Genomic DNA, 18,382 nt, shown 5'->3' with positions numbered 1-18,382 from the left:
TAAGGGTTGAAGAATAAATTGCTCTTTATGGGGAGTCACGCCTCACAAAACCGTTTTGCGAGGCGCTTTCAGAGATTAATACTCATCCCGCTCGTCATCTTCATCCGGTTGCTCCATCACGCTGTACGCCACCGCGCAGAACAACGAGTTGAGACGTTTCATATCGCCCAGCAGCCCCAGGTGGAGCGAGCTGGTTTCGATACTCTGCACGTTCTGCTGGTGCAGACGCTCAACGTGGGCGTGCGAGTAGCGCCGGTTGAGGATGCGGAAACGGTGCTTGTTGCGGCGCAGGCGGCGAGCGCTCGGCACGTCGCTGGAGAAGAAGACCGACATCGCCAGCTTCAGGTTGCTGACCAGCTGTTCGTGGAGCGCTTCCAGTTCTTTCAGCCCTTCAACAGAAAACGCCCGACGTGCAGCCAGGGATTTGTCTGCGATTTCACTGCCCATACGCTCGACAATATCCGAAGCCTGCTCCAGGTTAAGCGACATCTCAATAATTTCCGCCCAGCGGCGCGACTCCTCTTCCGCCAGCTCGTCCTGTGGGATCCGCGCCAGATAGAGCTTGATGGCGGTATACAGCACGTTGATATCGTCCGCCAGCCTGCGCAGCTCTTTTTCTTCGCGCGGCTCGCCGTGCATCACCTTTTGCAACCCTTCCAGCATGGTTTCCATCGCGTCACCCATGCGCAGCGTTTCGCGGGCGGCATTCGCGATGGCCAGCGCGGGCGTGTCCAGCACCGAGGTGTCCAGATGCTTCGGTTTAAGGCGCGCGTCCAGCTCCGGTTCATCACGAATTAGCCGCTCGCAGAAGCGGGCCATCGGCGCGGCAAACGGCACCATCGCCAGACAGCGTACCAGGTTGTAGAAGACGTGGAAGTAGATCACCAGCTCCGCTTTCGGCAGAGAGAGGTTGTCCATCAGGTTCGCCAGCGGGTGCACAAACGGCAGAATGATCAGGCTACCCACCAGCTTGAAGAGCAAACTCCCCAGTGCCACCCGGCGGGCGGCAGCATTGGCTGCGCTGTTGTTGAGCATCGCCAGCAGGCCAGAGCCAAGATTCGCACCGATGACCAGGCATAGCGCCACCGGGAAAGAGATCGCGCCCGCAGCGGTTAAGGTCGCCGTCAGGAGGACCGCTGCCAGGCTGGAGTAGCTGACAATGGCAAACACCGCGCCGATCAGCGCATCCAGCATAATATCGCCGGTTAAAGAGGCGAAAATGACCTGCACACCGTTGGCCTGGGTGATCGGCGTGACAGCCTGCACAATCAGCTCCAGCGCCAGCAGGATCAGCCCGAGGCCAATACCGACGCGGCCAAGCTGCCCGGCACGGCTTTGCTTACGGCCGAGGAAGAAAATGACGCCAATAAAAATCAGCAGCGGCGACAGCCAGGAGAGATCGAAGGTCAGGATACGTGCCATCAGCGCGGTACCGACGTCGGCGCCCAGGACAATCACCAGCGCCGGGGCGAGCGCCACCAGATCCTGCGCCACGAACGAGGTGACGAGCATGGTGGTGGCGTTGCTGCTTTGCACCAGCGCCGTGACGCCAATACCCGCACAGAAGGCGAGCGGCTTCTTCTCAACGCTGCCGCTGAGAACGGTACGTAAACGTGCGCCAAACACGCGCATCACGCCGGTACGAACGATATGGGTGCCCCATACCAGCAGTGCGACTGCGGAGAGCAGGTGTAACAACGTCAACACAGTGGGTTTTCCTCCTTATCGTTATTCATTTTCCTTAGGTTCAGTATAAGGGTTTAAACGTAAGAAAGAGACAAGGCACCATAGCGGTGCCCTGTTTGTTGTAAGGAAAAGTGACGTTAGTCTGCGTCGTAGCCTAAATTCGGCGCCAGCCAGCGTTCCACCTCAGACACGCTCATGCCTTTTCGCAGGGCGTAGTCTTCAATCTGATCCCGCTGAAGCTGTGCCACGGCGAAATACTTGCTGTCCGGGTGGCTGAAATACCAGCCGGAAACGGACGCGCCCGGCCACATGGCGAACGACTCGGTAAGTTTCATGCCGGTATGCGCTTCCACGTCGAGCAGTTTCCAGATAGTGTCCTTCTCGGTGTGTTCCGGGCAGGCCGGATACCCCGGCGCCGGACGAATGCCCTGGTAGTTTTCGCGGATCAGCTCCTCGTTGCTGAGATTCTCATTCGCCGCGTAGCCCCAGTGCACCTTACGTACGCGCTCGTGGAGGTACTCAGCAAAGGCTTCCGCCAGGCGATCGGCGATCGCTTTCACCATGATTTTGTTGTAATCATCGTGCTGTGCGTCGTACGCGTCCGCCAGCGCGTCTTCTTCCAGACCACCGGTTACGGCAAAGGCGCCGATATAGTCGGCTTTACCGGAGAGTTTCGGTGCGACGAAATCCGCCAGGCAGTAGTTGGCAAAGCCCACTTTCTCGGTTTGCTGGCGCAGATGGTGGCTCACGGCCAGCACATGGGTGCGGGTTTCATCGCGGTAAATTTCGACATCGTCGCCCACGCGGTTCGCCGGGAACAGCCCCACCACGCCGCGCGGGTTGAGGGCTTTCTCTGCGCTCAGTCTGTCGAGCATATCGTTGGCATCTTTAAACAGGCGTTTCGCCTCTTCGCCTACTACCTCATCTTCAAGAATGCGCGGATATTTGCCCGCCAGCGACCAGGTCATGAAGAACGGCGTCCAGTCGATGTAGTTACGCAGCGTTTCGATGCTGGCCGTCACGTCCTGCACGCCCAGACGGTGCGCGACCGGCGGCGTATAGCTGGACCAGTCGAACGCCAGATCGTTATCGCGCGCCGCCTGAAGCGAAACCGGCGGCGTGCGCGGTTTCTTACGTCCATGCTGAATGCGGACGGTTTCATACTCTTTGCGGGTGCGGGCGACAAAGTCATCGCGCTGGGTGTCAGACAGCAGCGCGGAGACCACGCCCACGGTGCGCGAGGCGTTTTGGACATACACCGTCGGCCCACTGTAGTTCTGCTCGATTTTCACTGCGGTGTGGGCTTTCGAGGTGGTTGCCCCGCCAATCAGCAGCGGAATAGTGAAGCCCTGGCGCTCCATCTCTTTTGCCACGTTGACCATTTCGTCCAGCGACGGCGTAATCAGCCCGGAAAGACCAATCAGATCCGCATTCACTTCGCGAGCGGTCCTGAGGATTTTATCCGCCGGGACCATCACGCCAAGATCGATAATTTCGTAGTTATTGCATTGCAGTACCACGCCGACAATGTTTTTGCCGATGTCGTGTACGTCGCCCTTCACGGTGGCAATGACCATCTTACCGTTACTGGAGCCCTTCTCTTTGCTGGCTTCGATAAACGGCTCAAGATAAGCCACGGCCTGCTTCATGACGCGGGCGGATTTCACCACCTGCGGCAGGAACATTTTGCCCTCGCCGAACAGATCGCCGACCACGTTCATGCCGTCCATCAGCGGCCCTTCGATCACTTCAATCGGACGGGCTGCCTGCTGACGCGCTTCCTCGGTATCCTGCTCAATGAACTCAGTAATGCCTTTTACCAGCGAGTATTCCAGACGCTTTCTCACATCCCAGGAACGCCATTCGGCCTGCTGAACGTTGGCTGATTCGTCAGCTTTACTGCCGCGGTATTTTTCCGCCAGATCCAGCATGCGTTCGGTGGCGTCGTCGCGACGGTTGAGGATCACATCTTCTACTGCGTCGCGTAGTTCTGCGGGCAGGTCGTCGTAAATCGCCAGCTGTCCGGCGTTAACGATCCCCATGTCCATCCCGTTGCGGATGGCATAGTAGAGGAACACGGCGTGGATGGCCTCACGCACCGGGTCGTTGCCGCGGAACGAGAACGAGACGTTCGACACGCCGCCGGAAATTAGCGCATGCGGTAGCTCGCGTTTGATGTCTTCACACGCGCCGATAAAGTCCTGGGCGTAGTTGTTGTGCTCTTCAATGCCGGTTGCGACAGCAAAGATGTTCGGGTCGAAAATAATGTCTTCCGGCGGGAAGCCCACCTCTTCGGTCAGAATATTGTACGCGCGGCGGCAAATCTCAATTTTGCGCTCGCGGGTATCGGCCTGGCCCACTTCATCGAAGGCCATCACCACCACGGCGGCCCCGTAGCGACGCACCAGCTTCGCGTGGTGGATAAAGGTATCGACGCCCTCTTTCATTGAGATGGAGTTAACGATGCCTTTGCCCTGAATGCACTTCAGCCCCTTTTCGATGACGTCCCATTTGGAAGAGTCAATCATGATCGGCACGCGGGCGATATCCGGCTCACCGGCAATCAGGTTGAGGAAACGCACCATTGCCGCTTCGGCATCAAGCATCCCCTCGTCCATGTTGATATCGATGATCTGCGCGCCGCTTTCTACCTGCTGGCGGGCAACGTCCAGCGCTTCGCTGTACTTCTCTTCTTTGATCAGGCGCTTGAACTTCGCAGAACCGGTGACGTTGGTACGTTCACCCACGTTCACAAACAGGCTGTCGTCGCCGATGGTCAACGGCTCAAGGCCGGACAGACGGCAGGCTACCGGAAGCTCGGGTAACTTGCGCGGTGCAAGCCCGGCGACGGCGCGGCTCATGGCGGCGATATGCTCCGGCGTGGTGCCGCAGCAGCCGCCGACGATGTTGAGGAAGCCAGATTCGGCCCACTCGCGGATTTGCGCCGCCATGGTGTCGGCATCCAGATCGTACTCACCGAATGCATTCGGCAGACCGGCGTTCGGGTGGGCGGTGACGTAGCACTCTGCGATGCGCGAAAGCTCCTGCACGTACTGGCGCAGCTCGTCCGGCCCCAGCGCGCAGTTCAGGCCGAAGGAGAGCGCTTCGGCATGGCGCAGAGAGTTATAAAACGCTTCGGTTGTCTGGCCGGAAAGCGTGCGCCCCGAGGCATCGGTGATGGTGCCGGAAATCATGATCGGCAGGTCAACACCCAGCGCCTCAAATTCCTCTTTCACCGCGTAAATTGCAGCTTTGGCGTTGAGGGTGTCGAATACGGTTTCAATCAGGATCAGGTCGGAACCGCCTTCCACCAGCGCTTTAGTGGACTCACGATACGCGGCCACCAGTTGGTCAAAGGTGATATTGCGGAAGGCTGGATCGTTCACGTCCGGAGAAATCGACGCGGTGCGGTTGGTCGGGCCCAGCACCCCGGCAACATAGCGCGGTTTGTCCGGCGTGCGGGCCGTCCACTCGTCGGCGCAGGCGCGCGCCAGTTTCGCCGCTTCAAAGTTGATCTCCGCCGACAGGGATTCCATCTGGTAATCCGCCATGGCGATGGTTGTCGAGTTGAAGGTGTTGGTTTCTACAATATCCGCACCCGCTTCGAAGTAGGCGTTGTGGATATCCCTGATGACAGAGGGTTTGCTCAACACCAGCAGGTCATTGTTTCCTTTCAGGTCACAAGGCCAGTCGGCAAAGCGCTCTCCACGGAAATCGTCTTCACTCAGACGATAGCCCTGGATCATGGTGCCCATGCCGCCGTCCAGCACCAGAATTCGTTCATTTAACTGCGCACGCAGTTGCTCTACTTTGCTGCTCACACTTGCTCCCGACAACGTTCAACATGGCCAAAAGGCTGCGTTCCATACTGGCATAATCTTTAAGGGTCGAAAAGTCACACAGCGGTAACATGAGACATGTTCACTATCACTCCTCCGATCAGTCAGGAAAGCGGTTGCAAAACCACCAAATAAAACGAAAATGATTTCCACGATACAGAAAAAGGAGTTCGTCATGGTTACGACCGTTCCCGCTAAACGCGGCAGAAAACCTGCTGCAACCACCGCTGCACAACCTGGCGGACAGGTTCAATCCCTGACGCGCGGCCTGAAGCTGCTGGAATGGATAGCCGAATCGCATGGTAGCGTGGCCCTGACAGAGCTGGCGCAGCAGGCTGGCCTGCCGAACTCCACCACGCACCGTCTGCTGACCACCATGCAGCAGCTGGGCTTCGTGCGTCAGGTGGGCGAGCTGGGACACTGGGCGGTGGGCGCACATGCGTTTATTGTCGGCAGCAGCTTCCTGCAAAGCCGCAACCTGCTGGCGATTGTCCACCCGATTCTGCGCAAGCTGATGGAGGAGTCCGGCGAGACGGTAAACCTGGCCGTGCTGGATCAGAGCGATCATCAGGCGATTATCATCGACCAGGTGCAGTGTACGCAGCTGATGCGCATGTCTGCACCGATTGGCGGCAAGCTGCCGATGCATGCCTCTGGCGCAGGGAAAGCGTTTCTCTCGCAGCTTAGCGAAGAGCAGGTGACGGGTCTGCTGCACCGTAAAGGTCTGCACGCCTACACCCACGCCACCCTGGTGTCGCCGGTGCATCTGAAAGAAGATCTGGCTCTGACCCGCAAGCGCGGCTATTCGTTTGATGACGAAGAACATGCCCTCGGGCTGCGCTGCCTCGCGTCCTGTATTTTCGACGAACACCGCGAGCCGTTTGCCGCCATCTCCATCTCCGGGCCGATTTCACGTATGACCGACGACCGCGTCACCGAGCTGGGTGCGCTGGTGATTAAGGCCGCGAAAGAGGTGACGCTGGCGTATGGTGGGATTCGCTAGGATTGAGGGCGGTCTGGTGCCCTCACCCCGGCCCTCTCCCACAGGGCTGAGGGTTCCCCACAAATTAATGCGAGCACTGAGCAATCCCCTCGCCCCTCCGGGGAGAGGGTTAGGGTGAGGGGAACATACGGCGGTGGTGGTCATTCCGTTCACTTTATGTTCCTTGCTACTCTGTAACGACATGACCGGTGAACGTGCCAGGGTGGCTCAGTCGCCACCACCCTGGCGACCCGGGCTCCCGGCGGTAAATCGCCGCTTCGCGGTGCCCTCGGCTTATTCTTTCCGGCTTATCGGGTACGGGCGGAGGCAACGTCCCTGTAAAGCCGCCCTCTCGGCGCATCCCTGCGCCTCGCCCCGGCCGGAAGGCAAACGCCTCAGCGATTTACAGCCGGACCAGGGCATCGCTGACAGCCCTCAGTCATTTAGAAAGCAACTTTATTGCTTCTGCATAAAAAAATTACTGGGGATCCCTCTCCCACAGGGAGAGGGAGAAAACATGATGCCCTTACCCTGCGGGAGAGGGAGAAAAGCGGATGCAAAACCGCTGCTTGCGGCGGTAAGCGTAGACATCTTCCACGTGCCCGTTTTTAATCCGCGTTTGCAGCCCGCGCCAGTAGCTGGCGCGGAACAGATCGGCATGCATCTCTTCGAATAGCGGCCCGATGCGCGGGTCGGCACAAAGCCAGTGGCGAAACTCCTCCGGAAACACATCGCCCGGCGAGACGCTGTACCACGGCTCGCTGGACAGTTCATCTTCCGGGTAGCGCGGCGGCGGGATATCGCGGAAGTTCACCTCGGTCATGTAGCAAATTTCATCGTAATCGTAGAACACCACCCGCCCGTGACGGGTGACGCCGAAGTTTTTAAACAGCATGTCGCCGGGGAAAATATTAGCGGCGGCGAGCTGGCGAATCGCATTGCCGTACTCTTCAATGGCGTCTCGTAAAGCCTGACCTTCGGACTGCTCCAGCCAGATATTTAGCGGCACCATCCGGCGTTCGATATAGAGATGGCTAATCGCAATCTTATCGCCAAGATCGGTAATTTTCGTCGGCGCTTCCTGCATGAGTAGCGTCATTAGCGCCGGATCGATCTGCTGCTTATCCAGCACAAAGTTTTCAAACTCCTGGGTATCGGCCATTCGCCCGACGCGATCGTGCTCTTTTACCAGCTGATAGCAGGCACGGACGTGGGCTGCGTTCATCTCTTTCTGCGGGGCGAATTTATCCTTAATCACCTTAAACACCCGATCAAAGCCCGGCAGCGTGAAGACCAGCATCACCATGCCGCGGATACCCGGCGCTTCAATAAACTGCTCATCAGCCGTGGTGACATAACGCAGGTATTCCCGATAACTCTCCGTTTTGGCATGCTTCTGACAGCCAATCGCCATATACAGCTCGGCGGTGGTTTTGCCCGGCAGGATCTCGCGCAGCCACTCCACCAGGGCGGCAGGCAGCGGGGCGTAGACCATGAAATAGGAGCGGGCGAAGCCAAATACGATACTCGCCTCAGCGCTGGTAGTCAGGCAGGTATCGACAAACAGTTCGCCGTCGTCGGTACGGTGAATGGGCAGCAGAAACGGCACGATGGCTGTCGGCGTAACCAGTTTGCCCACCAGCCAGGCGGCCTTATTGCGGTAGAAAAGCTCGTTGGCAACCTGCAAATGGCTGCGGCTGAGCACCGCCTCACCGAAGGTTTCACTGAGATACGCGTGGATATAGCCGATATCCCGGGGTTTATTCTGCCACGGCAGGCGCAGCGGCAAATCCGTTAAGACGCGGTGCAGGAGCTTTTCCCAGCCGCGATCGGGAAAGAAATCTTTCGCCAGCGGACGCGGAATGGTACGGAAGCGTCGCTCGGGCTGGGAGCTGAAGATAAATAACCGCTCAGGAGATAATGAGCGGTGGTCAAATAACCGGCAATAGACGGAGTTAAAAAAGCTCTCCGCAATCTCGAAGCGCGGGTAGTCGGGTAACAGATGGGTGTAATGCTCTTTCACGCGCAGTAAAAATTCCGCATCCGGGCTTTTACCGTCGGTGATACAGCGCAGTTGTTCCACCACCAGACCTACGTGGTGATCATAGAGATGGATACGCTGCTTCATGGCCTGCTGAACCGCATGCCAGTCGGCGTGCTCAAAACGCTGTTGCGCGCCGGATGTGACTTCCAGAAAGCGGCCATACTGGGCATCGAAGCCCTGCAAAATAGTTTGGGCTATCAGTAATTCCAGACCACGCGACATATATTCCCCTCACCCCAACCCTCTCCCCGAGGGGGGAGAGGGGGAAAGATCAGAACTGTGCTTCTTCCGTTGAACCCGTTAATGCCGTGACGGAGGAAGTCCCGCCCTGAATAATCGTGGTCACATTATCGAAGTAGCCGGTTCCCACCTCCTGCTGGTGCGAAACGAAGGTATATCCCTCTTTACCCGCCGCAAATTCTGGCTGCTGTACCTTCTCAACATAGTGCTTCATGCCTTCGCCCTGTGCGTAGGCATGCGCCAGGTCGAACATGTTGAACCACATGCTGTGGATACCCGCCAGGGTGATGAACTGGTACTTGTAGCCCATATCCGACAGCTGCTGCTGGAAGCTGGCGATGGTCGTGTCGTCCAGATTTTTTTGCCAGTTGAAGGACGGTGAACAGTTATAGGCCAGCAGCTTGCCCGGATATTTCGCATGAATCGCATCGGCAAAGCGCTTCGCCAGCGCCAGATCCGGCGTGGAGGTTTCACACCAGACCAGGTCGGCGTAAGGGGCATACGCCAGGCCGCGGCTGATCGCCTGTTCAATACCGGCATGCGTGCGATAGAACCCTTCGCTGGTGCGTTCGCCGGTGATGAATTCGCTGTCGTACGGGTCGCAGTCAGAGGTGATCAGGTCCGCTGCGTCCGCATCGGTACGAGCAATGACCAGCGTCGGCACGCCGAGCACGTCAGCAGCCAGACGCGCGGCAACCAGCTTCTGGATCGCTTCCTGAGTTGGCACCAGCACTTTCCCGCCCATATGCCCACACTTCTTCACCGACGCCAGCTGATCTTCAAAGTGTACGGCCGCTGCACCGGCCTCAATCATCGATTTCATCAGCTCAAAGGCGTTCAGCACACCGCCGAAACCGGCTTCCGCATCGGCGACGATCGGCAGGAAATAATCAGTAAAGCGCGGATCGTGGGGCTCGATGCCCGCCGCCCACTGGATCTGATCCGCACGGCGGAAGGTATTGTTGATCCGATCTACCACTGACGGCACCGAGTTCGCCGGATAAAGAGATTGATCCGGATACATGCTGGAGGCCAGGTTAGCATCCGCCGCGACCTGCCAGCCGGAAAGATAGATAGCTTCAATGCCGGCCTTCGCCTGCTGCAATGCCTGACCGCCAGTCAGTGCGCCGAGGCTGTTGATATAACCTTTTTTAGACCCCCCGTGCAGCAGATCCCACATTTTCGCCGCGCCGTTCTGCGCCAGCGTACACTCCGGGTTAACCGAGCCGCGTAACTTCACCACTTCCTCTGCGCTGTACGGACGGCGAATGCCTTCCCAGCGCGGTTGGGTCCACTCTTTTTGTAACTCTTCGATCTGTTGGGTACGGGTTTTCATGTGCAGATGCTCCATATTGTTATGTGGTGAATTACGCCAGGAAGCGGTAGCCCGGCAGGGTCAGGAAGTCGATTAAGTCATCAGAGGTGGTGATTTGCTCCATCAGGCGCGCAGCGTCATTAAAACGCCCGCTGCTGAAGCGGTGCTCGCCCAGTTCGTCCTGGATGACCCGCATCTCTTCGGCCAGCATCTGACGGAACAGGGCTTTGGTGACCGGTTTGCCGTTGCTGAGCGTTTTTTGATGATGGATCCACTGCCAGATGGAGGTACGTGAAATTTCCGCCGTGGCGGCATCTTCCATCAGGCCGTAGATCGGCACGCAGCCGTTGCCGGAGATCCATGCCTCGATGTACTGCACGGCGACGCGAATATTGGCGCGCATGCCCTCTTCCGTACGCTCGCCCGCACACGGCGCAAGCAACTGTTCTTCTGCGATTGGCGCATCGTCTTCACGGGTGACAAACAGCTGGTTTTTGTTGTCGCCGAGTACGCGGTTGAAGACCTCCATCGCCGTGTCGGCCAGACCGGGGTGGGCAATCCACGTCCCGTCGTGGCCGTTACGGGCTTCCAGCTCTTTATCGGCTTTCACCTTGTTGAGCACCTGATTGTTACGCTCTGCGTCTTTGCTCGGGATAAACGCCGCCATGCCGCCCATCGCAAAGGCGCCGCGTTTGTGGCAGGTCTTAATCAGCAGGCGCGAGTAGGCGCTGAGGAACGGTTTATCCATGGTCACAACCTGACGATCCGGCAATACCCGGTCGGCATGGTTTTTCAGGGTTTTGATGTAGCTGAAGATGTAATCCCAGCGGCCGCAGTTCAGGCCCACAATATGGTCACGCAGCGCATGGAGGATCTCATGCATCTGGAATACGGCTGGCAGGGTTTCAATCAGCAGCGTAGCCTTAATGGTGCCGCGCGGCAGGCTGAAACGGTCTTCTGCGTAGCTGAAGACTTCACTCCACCACGCCGCTTCCTGCCAGGACTGGGTTTTCGGCAGATAGAAATAGGGGCCACTGCCTTTCGCCAGCAGGTTCTTATGGTTGTGGAAGAAGTACAGCGCAAAGTCGAACAGGCTGCCCGGAATGGCTTCTCCGCGCCAGGTGACGTGTTTTTCTGGCAAATGCAGACCGCGTACGCGGCAGATCAGCACCGCCGGATTCGGTTTGAGCTGGTAAATTTTACCGGCTTCGTTGGTATAGCTGATGGTGCCGTTGACGGCGTCGCGCAGGTTGATCTGCCCGTCGATAACTTTCTGCCAGTCCGGCGCGAGGGAATCTTCGAAGTCCGCCATAAATACTTTGACGTTGGCATTCATGGCGTTAATCACCATTTTGCGCTCTACCGGGCCGGTGATCTCTACGCGACGATCCTGTAAATCTTCAGGGATTCCGCGAATTTTCCATTCACCATGACGAATGGAAGCGGTTTCCGAAATAAACCCTGGCAACTTGCCGTTATCGATCTCCTGCTGTTGATGAATGCGTGCCGCCAGCAGTTTATTACGCTGTGGCGTAAAGCGAGTCACCAGTTCAGTCAGAAACTCTACCGCTTCTGCCGTCAAAACTTGCTGTTCTTGCTCACCATTCGGCTGGGTAAAGGTCAGTTCATCGACCGTTGTTGCCTGTTGAGTCATCGTTCTGCTCCTCATCAAAGATCCAAAATCACGCCCCCGATGCGAGCGAAAGATCGTTGTTTAGTTTTCGCTCAGCAGAATTAAGACTATCTATAATTTTTCCAAAATCAAAAACAATTTCCATTTTAATTCATATCCAATCACAACTGCATGATTAATATGGGATTAAAGTTTTTCACGATGTTGAGTTGGTTTTCGGAAATAAAAAAGGCACCCGAAGGTGCCTGATGTGAATAGCTGAAACGCTTTAGGATCGTTTAATGCAGACGATTACTCCAGCGTCGGATTCATGTGGCGCAGATCGTACGGCGTAATCTGGTAGACGTAATAGTTGAGCCAGTTAGTGAACAGCAGATTTCCGTGACTACGCCAGGTTGCCCGAGGCGTGTTTTGCGGATCGTTTTTCGGGAAATAGTTGTACGGGACATCCGGATTCAGACCCGCTTCAACGTCACGAAAATACTCTGACGCGAGGGTATGCGGATCGTACTCAGGATGGCCGGTAACGAACGCGATGCGTTTGTCTTTACTGGCGAACAGGTAGGCATCGCCGTCTTCCGTTTCGGCCAGGATTTCCAGGTCGGTGTAATCGCGGATCAGCTGTGCCGGAAAATCGGCGTAGCGAGAATGCGGAGCCAGGAAAGTGTCATCGAAACCACGCGTCAGCAGCGCATGCGGGTGAAGAATGTGGTGTTCGTATACGCCAGAAAGTTTGTCGCTGCGGGTTTGCTTGGGAATGCCATAGAGGATATTCAGCGCGGCCTGTACCGCCCAACAGACAAATAAGGTGGACGTGACGTGATCTTTTGCCCACTCCAGCACCTGCCTGATTTGTGGCCAGTAGGCAACGTCATTAAATTCCACCAGACCCAGCGGTGCGCCGGTGACGATCAGTCCATCGAAATTCTCATCGCGAATATCTTCAAAATTACAGTAGAAGTTATTCAGATGCTCAGCAGGCGTGTTGCGTGACTCACGGGCGTCAATGCGCAGCAGCTGGATATCAACCTGAAGCGGAGAGTTGGAGAGCAAACGCAGGAACTGGTTCTCCGTTTCGATCTTTTTTGGCATCAGATTGAGAATAAGCACCTTCAGCGGGCGAATTTCCTGACCTGTCGCACGCGAAGCCGTCATGACGAAGACATTCTCTTCACGCAAGAAATTGACGGCTGGTAGCTCGTCCTGCACCCGAATCGGCATAACCTTAAATCCTCACAGCATACGTATAAACGTTTAGACATCCAGACAGCTAACGATACCCAGAAACGGGCTTAATGTCGAGTCTGCAAGCGAAAGGTGAGAAAGTTTCAAGGAGGGAAAGCATGTAGGGCGGGTAAGGTGGGGCCACCACCCGACTTTTCAGAACGCACAAAGCAAAAAACCCCGCACCTTCCGGTACGGGGTTCTTTCTGATTGATGCCTGGCAGTTCCCTACTCTCACATGGGGAGACCCCACACTACCATCGGCGCTACGGCGTTTCACTTCTGAGTTCGGCATGGGGTCAGGTGGGACCACCGCGCTAAAGCCGCCAGGCAAATTCTGTTAATCTGTATCAGGCTGAAAATTGTGTCTGTTTCTCTTCGCCAAAACAGCTTCGGCGTTGTAAGGTTAAGCCTCACGGTTCATTAGTATCGGTTAGCTCAACGCATCGCTGCGCTTACACACCCGACCTATCAACGTCGTAGTCTTCAACGTTCCTTCAGGAGACTTAAAGTCTCAGGGAGAACTCATCTCGGGGCAAGTTTCGTGCTTAGATGCTTTCAGCACTTATCTCTTCCGCATTTAGCTACCGGGCAGTGCCATTGGCATGACAACCCGAACACCAGTGATGCGTCCACTCCGGTCCTCTCGTACTAGGAGCAGCCCCCCTCAATTCTCCAGCGCCCACGGCAGATAGGGACCGAACTGTCTCACGACGTTCTAAACCCAGCTCGCGTACCACTTTAAATGGCGAACAGCCATACCCTTGGGACCTACTTCAGCCCCAGGATGTGATGAGCCGACATCGAGGTGCCAAACACCGCCGTCGATATGAACTCTTGGGCGGTATCAGCCTGTTATCCCCGGAGTACCTTTTATCCGTTGAGCGATGGCCCTTCCATTCAGAACCACCGGATCACTATGACCTGCTTTCGCACCTGCTCGCGCCGTCACGCTCGCAGTCAAGCTGGCTTATGCCATTGCACTAACCTCCTGATGTCCGACCAGGATTAGCCAACCTTCGTGCTCCTCCGTTACTCTTTGGGAGGAGACCGCCCCAGTCAAACTACCCACCAGACACTGTCCGCAACCCGGATTACGGGTCTACGTTAGAACACCAGCCATTAAAGGGTGGTATTTCAAGGTTGGCTCCACGCAGACTGGCGTCCACGCTTCAAAGCCTCCCACCTATCCTACACATCAAGGACCAGTGTTCAGTGTCAAGCTATAGTAAAGGTTCACGGGGTCTTTCCGTCTTGCCGCGGGTACACTGCATCTTCACAGCGAGTTCAATTTCACTGAGTCTCGGGTGGAGACAGCCTGGCCATCATTACGCCATTCGTGCAGGTCGGAACTTACCCGACAAGGAATTTCGCTACCTTAGGACCGTTATAGTTACGGCCGCCGTTTACCGGGGCTTCGATCAAGAGCTTCGCGTTGCCGCTAACCCCATCAATTAACCTTCCGGCACCGGGCAGGCGTCACACCGTATACGTCCACTTTCGTGTTTGCACAGTGCTGTGTTTTTAATAAACAGTTGCAGCCAGCTGGTATCTTCGACTGATTTCAGCTCCGCCCGCAGGGGCTTCACCTACATATCAGCGTGCCTTCTCCCGAAGTTACGGCACCATTTTGCCTAGTTCCTTCACCCGAGTTCTCTCAAGCGCCTTGGTATTCTCTACCTGACCACCTGTGTCGGTTTGGGGTACGATTTCGTGTTACCTGATGCTTAGAGGCTTTTCCTGGAAGCAGGGCATTTATCACTTCAGCACCGTAGTGCCTCGTCATCACACCTCAGCGTTAACAAGGTACCGGATTTACCTGGAACCTCCGCCTACATGCTTAAACCGGGACAACCGTCGCCCGGCTGACATAGCCTTCTCCGTCCCCCCTTCGCAGTAACACCAAGTACAGGAATATTAACCTGTTTCCCATCGACTACGCCTTTCGGCCTCGCCTTAGGGGTCGACTCACCCTGCCCCGATTAACGTTGGACAGGAACCCTTGGTCTTCCGGCGAGCGGGCTTTTCACCCGCTTTATCGTTACTTATGTCAGCATTCGCACTTCTGATACCTCCAGCATGCCTCACAGCACACCTTCAACGGCTTACAGAACGCTCCCCTACCCAACAACACATAGTGTCGCTGCCGCAGCTTCGGTGCATGGTTTAGCCCCGTTACATCTTCCGCGCAGGCCGACTCGACCAGTGAGCTATTACGCTTTCTTTAAATGATGGCTGCTTCTAAGCCAACATCCTGGCTGTCTGTGCCTTCCCACATCGTTTCCCACTTAACCATGACTTTGGGACCTTAGCTGGCGGTCTGGGTTGTTTCCCTCTTCACGACGGACGTTAGCACCCGCCGTGTGTCTCCCGTGATAACATTCTTCGGTATTCGTAGTTTGCATCGGGTTGGTAAGCCGGGATGGCCCCCTAGCCGAAACAGTGCTCTACCCCCGAAGATGAATTCACGAGGCGCTACCTAAATAGCTTTCGGGGAGAACCAGCTATCTCCCGGTTTGATTGGCCTTTCACCCCCAGCCACAGGTCATCCGCTAATTTTTCAACATTAGTCGGTTCGGTCCTCCAGTTAGTGTTACCCAACCTTCAACCTGCCCATGGCTAGATCACCGGGTTTCGGGTCTATACCCTGCAACTTAACGCCCAGTTAAGACTCGGTTTCCCTTCGGCTCCCCTATACGGTTAACCTTGCTACAGAATATAAGTCGCTGACCCATTATACAAAAGGTACGCAGTCACCCCATAAAGAGGCTCCCACTGCTTGTACGTACACGGTTTCAGGTTCTTTTTCACTCCCCTCGCCGGGGTTCTTTTCGCCTTTCCCTCACGGTACTGGTTCACTATCGGTCAGTCAGGAGTATTTAGCCTTGGAGGATGGTCCCCCCATATTCAGACAGGATACCACGTGTCCCGCCCTACTCTTCGAGTTCACAGCAAGTGTGCTTTCGTGTACGGGACTATCACCCTGTACCGTCGGACTTTCCAGACCGTTCCACTAACACACAAGCTGATTCAGACTCCGGGCTGCTCCCCGTTCGCTCGCCGCTACTGGGGGAATCTCGGTTGATTTCTTTTCCTCGGGGTACTTAGATGTTTCAGTTCCCCCGGTTCGCCTCGTTAACCTATGTATTCAGTTAACGATAGTGCAACGAATTGCACTGGGTTTCCCCATTCGGACATCGCCGGGTCAAAGGTTCATATCACCTCGCCGGCGCTTTTCGCAGATTAGCACGTCCTTCATCGCCTCTGACTGCCAGGGCATCCACCGTGTACGCTTAGTCGCTTAACCTCACAACCCGAAGATGTTTCACTTCTGATTGCGAAAATTTGAGAGACTCGAACACACATGAGCTGTGTGTCGTTTCAATTTTCAGCTTGATCCAGATTTTTAAAGAGCAAAACTTCTTAATGCACTCAAAAGTACATTCAGAAGTTCATCATTCATCAGACAATCTGTGTGGACACTACAAAGGCAGGTTCTTTAAGGTAAGGAGGTGATCCAACCGCAGGTTCCCCTACGGTTACCTTGTTACGACTTCACCCCAGTCATGAATCACAAAGTGGTAAGCGCCCTCCCGAAGGTTAAGCTACCTACTTCTTTTGCAACCCACTCCCATGGTGTGACGGGCGGTGTGTACAAGGCCCGGGAACGTATTCACCGTGGCATTCTGATCCACGATTACTAGCGATTCCGACTTCATGGAGTCGAGTTGCAGACTCCAATCCGGACTACGACGCACTTTATGAGGTCCGCTTGCTCTCGCGAGGTCGCTTCTCTTTGTATGCGCCATTGTAGCACGTGTGTAGCCCTACTCGTAAGGGCCATGATGACTTGACGTCATCCCCACCTTCCTCCAGTTTATCACTGGCAGTCTCCTTTGAGTTCCCGGCCGGACCGCTGGCAACAAAGGATAAGGGTTGCGCTCGTTGCGGGACTTAACCCAACATTTCACAACACGAGCTGACGACAGCCATGCAGCACCTGTCTCAGAGTTCCCGAAGGCACCAATCCATCTCTGGAAAGTTCTCTGGATGTCAAGAGTAGGTAAGGTTCTTCGCGTTGCATCGAATTAAACCACATGCTCCACCGCTTGTGCGGGCCCCCGTCAATTCATTTGAGTTTTAACCTTGCGGCCGTACTCCCCAGGCGGTCGACTTAACGCGTTAGCTCCGGAAGCCACGCCTCAAGGGCACAACCTCCAAGTCGACATCGTTTACGGCGTGGACTACCAGGGTATCTAATCCTGTTTGCTCCCCACGCTTTCGCACCTGAGCGTCAGTCTTTGTCCAGGGGGCCGCCTTCGCCACCGGTATTCCTCCAGATCTCTACGCATTTCACCGCTACACCTGGAATTCTACCCCCCTCTACAAGACTCTAGCCTGCCAGTTTCGAATGCAGTTCCCAGGTTGAGCCCGGGGATTTCACATCCGACTTGACAGACCGCCTGCGTGCGCTTTACGCCCAGTAATTCCGATTAACGCTTGCACCCTCCGTATTACCGCGGCTGCTGGCACGGAGTTAGCCGGTGCTTCTTCTGCGGGTAACGTCAATCGACAGGGTTATTAACCCTGTCGCCTTCCTCCCCGCTGAAAGTACTTTACAACCCGAAGGCCTTCTTCATACACGCGGCATGGCTGCATCAGGCTTGCGCCCATTGTGCAATATTCCCCACTGCTGCCTCCCGTAGGAGTCTGGACCGTGTCTCAGTTCCAGTGTGGCTGGTCATCCTCTCAGACCAGCTAGGGATCGTCGCCTAGGTGAGCCGTTACCCCACCTACTAGCTAATCCCATCTGGGCACATCCGATGGCAAGAGGCCCGAAGGTCCCCCTCTTTGGTCTTGCGACGTTATGCGGTATTAGCTACCGTTTCCAGTAGTTATCCCCCTCCATCAGGCAGTTTCCCAGACATTACTCACCCGTCCGCCACTCGTCAGCGAAGCAGCAAGCTGCTTCCTGTTACCGTTCGACTTGCATGTGTTAGGCCTGCCGCCAGCGTTCAATCTGAGCCATGATCAAACTCTTCAATTTAAAAGTTTGATGCTCAATGAATTAAACTTCGTAATGAATTACGTGTTCACTCGTTGAGACTTGGTATTCATTTTTCGTCCGAGGACGTTAAGAATCCATGTCACTTTGAGTGCCCACACAGATTGTCTGATAAATTGTTAAAGAGCAGTTGCGACGCGCTTCAGCGCTCTGTCGCGAGGTGGCGTATATTACGCTTTCCTCTTTCAGAGTCAACCCGTTATTTCAGGATTTTTTCTCTTCAACCGACCGGGTTGTCTGTGAAGTGATTCACATCCGCCGTGTCGATGGAGGCGCATTATAGGGAGTTCTCCGAAGGCCGCAACCGCTAAATGACAGAAAAATGACTGACTGCTGCATTCCCCAGCAAAACCC

The 18,382-nt window shown here is 55.7% G+C and carries 7 protein-coding genes and 3 rRNA genes; 1 reads left to right on the top strand and 9 read right to left on the bottom strand.

Going from position 1 to position 18,382, the window contains the following annotated elements; all coding sequences use genetic code 11:
* Positions 1-75: 75 nt before the first annotated feature.
* Both BFV65_RS01335 and metH read right to left on the bottom strand, forming a co-directional pair.
* A complete protein-coding gene (locus BFV65_RS01335; RefSeq protein WP_022646722.1) occupies positions 76-1,707 on the bottom strand; it encodes a Na/Pi cotransporter family protein in 1,632 nt (543 codons plus the stop codon).
* Positions 1,708-1,823: 116 nt separating this feature from the next.
* Entirely contained in the window at positions 1,824-5,507 is a 3,684-nt protein-coding gene (gene metH / locus BFV65_RS01330) for a methionine synthase (protein ID WP_069596142.1), read from the bottom strand.
* 193 nt (positions 5,508-5,700) lie between these two features.
* On the opposite strand from metH, the gene iclR reads away from it, so the two are divergent.
* Complete coding sequence (gene iclR, locus BFV65_RS01325) at positions 5,701-6,528, top strand: glyoxylate bypass operon transcriptional repressor IclR (RefSeq protein WP_022646720.1); 828 nt, start codon at positions 5,701-5,703, stop codon at positions 6,526-6,528.
* Positions 6,529-7,033: 505 nt separating this feature from the next.
* Here the strand turns inward: iclR and aceK are convergent.
* The 7 genes from aceK to BFV65_RS01290 all read right to left on the bottom strand — a co-directional run bounded on the left by aceK (position 7,034) and on the right by BFV65_RS01290 (position 18,010).
* The gene (gene aceK, locus BFV65_RS01320) at positions 7,034-8,773 is read right to left on the bottom strand and encodes a bifunctional isocitrate dehydrogenase kinase/phosphatase (RefSeq protein WP_069596141.1); all 1,740 of its coding nucleotides are present in this window, start codon (positions 8,771-8,773) and stop codon (positions 7,034-7,036) included.
* 49 nt (positions 8,774-8,822) lie between these two features.
* Entirely contained in the window at positions 8,823-10,127 is a 1,305-nt protein-coding gene (aceA, locus tag BFV65_RS01315; protein ID WP_023299080.1) for an isocitrate lyase, read from the bottom strand.
* Positions 10,128-10,158: 31 nt separating this feature from the next.
* The gene (aceB, locus tag BFV65_RS01310) at positions 10,159-11,760 is read right to left on the bottom strand and encodes a malate synthase A (protein ID WP_023299079.1); all 1,602 of its coding nucleotides are present in this window, start codon (positions 11,758-11,760) and stop codon (positions 10,159-10,161) included.
* A 270-nt stretch (positions 11,761-12,030) separates the two neighbouring features.
* The gene (metA, locus tag BFV65_RS01305; RefSeq protein ID WP_022646716.1) at positions 12,031-12,960 is read right to left on the bottom strand and encodes a homoserine O-acetyltransferase MetA; all 930 of its coding nucleotides are present in this window, start codon (positions 12,958-12,960) and stop codon (positions 12,031-12,033) included.
* A gap of 218 nt (positions 12,961-13,178) precedes the next feature.
* Positions 13,179-13,294 (bottom strand): 5S ribosomal RNA (gene rrf, locus BFV65_RS01300).
* A 71-nt stretch (positions 13,295-13,365) separates the two neighbouring features.
* A 23S ribosomal RNA gene (locus BFV65_RS01295) occupies positions 13,366-16,270 on the bottom strand.
* 198 nt (positions 16,271-16,468) lie between these two features.
* Positions 16,469-18,010 (bottom strand): 16S ribosomal RNA (locus BFV65_RS01290).
* The 16S, 23S and 5S rRNA genes sit together here, the layout of an rRNA operon.
* Positions 18,011-18,382: the final 372 nt, after the last annotated feature.

Origin of the sequence: Enterobacter hormaechei subsp. hoffmannii, from assembly GCF_001729745.1 — a bacterium.
In the GTDB taxonomy this organism is placed as follows: Bacteria; Pseudomonadota; Gammaproteobacteria; order Enterobacterales; family Enterobacteriaceae; genus Enterobacter; species Enterobacter intestinihominis.
Note: the sequence above shows the minus strand (reverse complement) of the source record. Positions and strands in the feature narration are given on the sequence as shown.

Bases quoted from the DNA above. Each gene is read 5' to 3' on its own strand.
- aceB (WP_023299079.1), bottom strand. From the start codon at position 11,760: ATGACTCAACAGGCAACAACGGTCGATGAACTGACCTTTACCCAGCCG.
- metA (WP_022646716.1), bottom strand. From the start codon at position 12,960: ATGCCGATTCGGGTGCAGGACGAGCTACCAGCCGTCAATTTCTTGCGT.
- aceA (WP_023299080.1), bottom strand. From the start codon at position 10,127: ATGAAAACCCGTACCCAACAGATCGAAGAGTTACAAAAAGAGTGGACC.
- aceK (WP_069596141.1), bottom strand. From the start codon at position 8,773: ATGTCGCGTGGTCTGGAATTACTGATAGCCCAAACTATTTTGCAGGGC.
- iclR (WP_022646720.1), top strand. From the start codon at position 5,701: ATGGTTACGACCGTTCCCGCTAAACGCGGCAGAAAACCTGCTGCAACC.